Source organism: Spirulina subsalsa FACHB-351, from assembly GCF_026130165.1.
Taxonomy (GTDB): Bacteria; Cyanobacteriota; Cyanobacteriia; order Cyanobacteriales; family Spirulinaceae; genus Spirulina_A; species Spirulina_A subsalsa_A.
Genome location: NZ_JAIHOM010000221.1, coordinates 1 through 3,697 on the forward strand (window position 1 = coordinate 1; position 3,697 = coordinate 3,697).

Genomic DNA, 3,697 nt, shown 5'->3' on the forward strand with positions numbered 1-3,697 from the left:
CTCCCCTGCCCCCCCGCTCCAACCCCTTGACTCCAGCCAAAGGGATAGGGGATTTTCTCAAAATTGCCACTATTTTACAATGAGTGAACCAACCGCCAAAAAGCCCGAGCAACAAGCACTAAAAGACCCTCAATCCACAAACTTAAAATATCGTCTTTTTCCAGCCCTCCAGTCCCCATTCCCGAACCTTGATCAATGCAGATTATAGTCATTTTGTCAAGCTTTATTAGCAAACGGGTTTCATGGCATAAACCCAAAGGATTTAGAGCGTCCCCATTCCCCATTCCTCTAGCGTCCGGTTTTATTCAGCAAGTCCTAAAGATTGGGGAATATTCTTTTAATTGACCGAAGGGGATTTGTTGCTCCATCGCTAAACGCAGTGCCTCAATCATCTCTCCCCCGGAAAAACTGAGGAAATGAGCGCCTAAAATTTGACCATTGGGCTGGAGAATAATTTTATGAAATCCACGGGTTTGATTAGCAATTAAAGGGGCAACGTTCTGATGGAAACTGGGTCTTAAAATGACCAAATCTTCCCCATAATTGGCTCGGGCTTGCTCTTCTGTTAACCCGATTCTCACCAAAGGGGGATAGAGATTAAGCTCATAGGGAACGGTAGTATAGTTTACCGAATGGTAGGGGAAAAATAGAGCATTCTTAACCGCAATAGTTGCCTCATATTGCCCAATTTGGGCGCTAGGATATCCCCCTAAACTGTTACCAATAGCGTAGATATGGGGGTGGCTGGTTTGTAGTTTGCGATTAACGAGAATGCCCCTATTTGTAGGAGTAATCCCTACAGATTCTAGGTGAAGATCGGCAGTTTGGGGAGTGTATCCGGTAGCCCAAATAATCTCATCGGCACAGAGGGCTTTATTGCCCGCTTGTAGCCACTTTTTAGGGGGAATATGGCGCAGTTGGCTAACGGGACTTTGGGGGATAATTTCCACACCTAGGGCGGCTAATTGACCGTGGAGGTGTTGGCTAATCTCCCGGTCTTCCCTCGGTAGGAGTCGGTCGGGGAGGACAAGGGTGATCTGTTTGCCCAGACGTTGCAGCCCTTGGGCGAGGGAAAGGGCGAGGGGGGTTCCGCCCACAATCAGTAAATGGGGGGGGAGGTCACTAGACCAGAGGGTTTCGGGGGTGAGGTAGGGGGTGGAGTCGGGGTTTTCCAGATCCGGGGGTGGGGTTTGGGGGGTGCTGGGTAGGGCGAGGAGGTAACGGCGCGATCGCAAAGTTCGACGGTTGACAATAACCGCAGGTTGTGGTATAGGGAAAAATTCCGCTCCTCCCACGAGATAATCTACCCCCAAAGCGCTGAGGGCGGGAGGGCTGAGGTGGGGGGCGTGGGATTGCTCCACAGCTTGCCCCCAGGCCAGCACTTGGGGCAGGTTTAAAGTTTGGGCCGGGGTGAGGAGATGGGCGGCACTGACTTCCTGACCTTGTTGGATAAACTGGGCCCAGTAGCCCAAAGTTTGGAGGGCGAGGGGGAGAGGATTCAGTTGGGGCTGGGGTTCAATCAGGGCGACGCGCACCCGACGCTGGGCGGCCAGGGCGGCGGCATAACGGCCTTCTACACTGCCTCCTAAGATGACCAGATCATAGTCAACAGCCATGTTCTAATGCCTCTAGTAAACGCTGATTCTCGGCGGGGGTACGGACGGCTAGGCGAAAGTAGCGATCGCCTAATTCAGGAAAACTCAAACAGTCCCGAATCAAAAGCCGATGGTGTTTTAATAGGTGATGTTGCCATTGGCTGGCGGAATCGTCACTCTGCACTAACAAAAAGTTGGCCGCCCCCGGCAAGGGGTGGAACTTGCCCAGTTTCTGTAATCCTTCCATCAGGGCTTGACGGGTAGGTTTTAACCAATTCCCGGTTAGGTTTTGAAAGCTAATATCCTCCAGCACCGCCTGTCCAACCAAAGCAGCCAGATTATTCACCGGCCAAGGATCTCGTTGGGCTTGCCACCGTTGCAACCGTTGGGGGTGAGCGAGGGCATAGCCTAACCGTAACCCCGGCAAACTGTAAAACTTGGTGAGCGATCGCAAGACCACCAAATTGGGATAGTGGGGAATACAGGGGATTAAACTAGCTGGCTCAGAGGGGCCGAGGAAGTCCATAAAGGCCTCATCCACCACCACAAGGTCAAATTGTTCCAGCAGGGGTAAAATCTCCTCCCTAGACCATAATTTCCCCGTGGGATTGTGGGGGTTATTGAGCAGCAACCCTCGGGCTGTCGGGGGGAAACTCTCGGGCAGATCACAGGAGGGCAGGGTTAAGGGACAAGGGGCAATGACCCCCCCAAACGCCCCAATCGCCCGTTGATAGTCCTGGAAAGCTGGGGTGAGGATAGCCGTGGCTCCTCCTTGGGCAAACTCCCAACCCACCCAAGTTAATAATTCCGCCGCCCCATTGCCCGGTAAAATCCAGTCCGGGGGCAGATGATGTCTTTGCCCTAAAGCCCCCCGTAGATCGACATATTGGGGGTCTGGGTAGCTGCGGAGACTATCCAGACCTCCTTGAATAGCGGCGATCGCACTTTCCGGCGGTCCCAAGGGGTTAATACTAGCCGAAAAATCCACAAGTTGAGAGGTTGGGCAACCCGCGACACGGGCAGCCCAGACCAAATTTCCACCGTGGATCGGTCGCTGCATCCTAGGGATAACGGCAAGCCGAAAGGCTACTCACTCGGAGGCGCTACTTTTTCCTTGAACAGTTTTCCCGCAGAGAAAGCCGGGACTTTCGTAGCTTTAATCTCCATCTTTTCCCCAGTTTTGGGATTACGACCTTCTCTAGCTTTGCGATCGCGAGATTCAAAGGAGCCAAAACCCACCAACGTGACCTTATCCTCCTCCGCCACAGCATCCATAATGGTGTCCACCGTGGCACTAATCACCGCATCGATTTGTTTTTTGGTGAGCGAAGTTTTCTTAGCCACTTCGTCCACTAATTCACCTTTATTCATGAAAAATCTCCTATTTGTCTGCCGTTTTTGCGTCAATAATCCGGATTATGACCCAAGCTTTGAACGTAACCGGGCGTGATTTCAGTCCGGAGTTTGGATCCCAACTCCTGAAATACCCATCCGCTCAAAGTTTCACTGAATCATTCTAAGCTCTACCCGACCGATCTGGATCGCTGAAAGTCCTAATTTCTTGTACTTTTTCGGATTTCTTTATAAATCTTCATCCCATTGCAGGCTAAACCGGGGTTATTTTGCCCCCCAACACAGCCGGAAACCCTTGTCTGCTCTGGGTTTAGTTAAAAGGGAAGTTGGATGAACTGTCTTGTTCGGAAAAAAACAGGCGGTTTAAGAAACTGCTGAGAAAAGAGAGGACAAACGAACCAAACAACGCCGGGAAGAATCCCGACACCGTGAAACCGGGAGTCAGATACCCCACCAAACCAAAGGCGATCGCATTCACCACCAGCAAGAATAACCCCAAGGTGAGAATAGTTAGGGGGAGAGTAAAGAGAGTTAGGAGAGGTTTAACAATACTATTGACCACCCCAAACACCACCGCCGCAATAGCCGCCGAAGTCAAACCCGTAATCGTTAAGCCCGGCACAATTTGACACTCCCATCGCTAAAAGCGAGGGATTCTTGGTTCAACGAGTTTCCTTAACTTGGCAGGACGTATCCAACCAAGCCAGAGGGAATCTCTCCCCAAGCGTGAGTTCCGGTATGCCCTACCG

The 3,697-nt window shown here is 51.6% G+C and carries 4 protein-coding genes; all 4 read right to left on the minus strand.

Annotated elements, in window-relative coordinates; translation table 11 throughout:
- Positions 1-305 precede the first annotated feature (305 nt).
- The 4 genes from K4A83_RS22315 to K4A83_RS22330 all read right to left on the minus strand — a co-directional run bounded on the left by K4A83_RS22315 (position 306) and on the right by K4A83_RS22330 (position 3,573).
- Positions 306-1,616, minus strand: a complete 1,311-nt coding sequence (locus K4A83_RS22315; RefSeq protein ID WP_265266919.1) for an FAD-dependent oxidoreductase — start codon at positions 1,614-1,616, stop codon at positions 306-308.
- The gene (gene cobD / locus K4A83_RS22320) at positions 1,606-2,655 is read right to left on the minus strand and encodes a threonine-phosphate decarboxylase CobD (protein ID WP_265266920.1); all 1,050 of its coding nucleotides are present in this window, start codon (positions 2,653-2,655) and stop codon (positions 1,606-1,608) included. Before cobD ends, K4A83_RS22315 begins: the two co-directional genes overlap by 11 nt.
- Positions 2,656-2,681: 26 nt before the next feature.
- Positions 2,682-2,966: an HU family DNA-binding protein gene (locus tag K4A83_RS22325; protein ID WP_265266921.1), complete on the minus strand. Its 285-nt coding sequence runs from the start codon at positions 2,964-2,966 to the stop codon at positions 2,682-2,684.
- A gap of 292 nt (positions 2,967-3,258) precedes the next feature.
- Positions 3,259-3,573 (minus strand): phage holin family protein, encoded by a 315-nt coding sequence (locus tag K4A83_RS22330; RefSeq protein ID WP_407810273.1) that lies wholly within the window; start codon positions 3,571-3,573, stop codon positions 3,259-3,261.
- Positions 3,574-3,697 lie beyond the last annotated feature (124 nt).

Bases quoted from the DNA above. Each gene is read 5' to 3' on its own strand.
- K4A83_RS22315 (WP_265266919.1), bottom strand. From the start codon at position 1,616: ATGGCTGTTGACTATGATCTGGTCATCTTAGGAGGCAGTGTAGAAGGC.
- cobD (WP_265266920.1), bottom strand. From the start codon at position 2,655: ATGCAGCGACCGATCCACGGTGGAAATTTGGTCTGGGCTGCCCGTGTC.
- K4A83_RS22325 (WP_265266921.1), bottom strand. From the start codon at position 2,966: ATGAATAAAGGTGAATTAGTGGACGAAGTGGCTAAGAAAACTTCGCTC.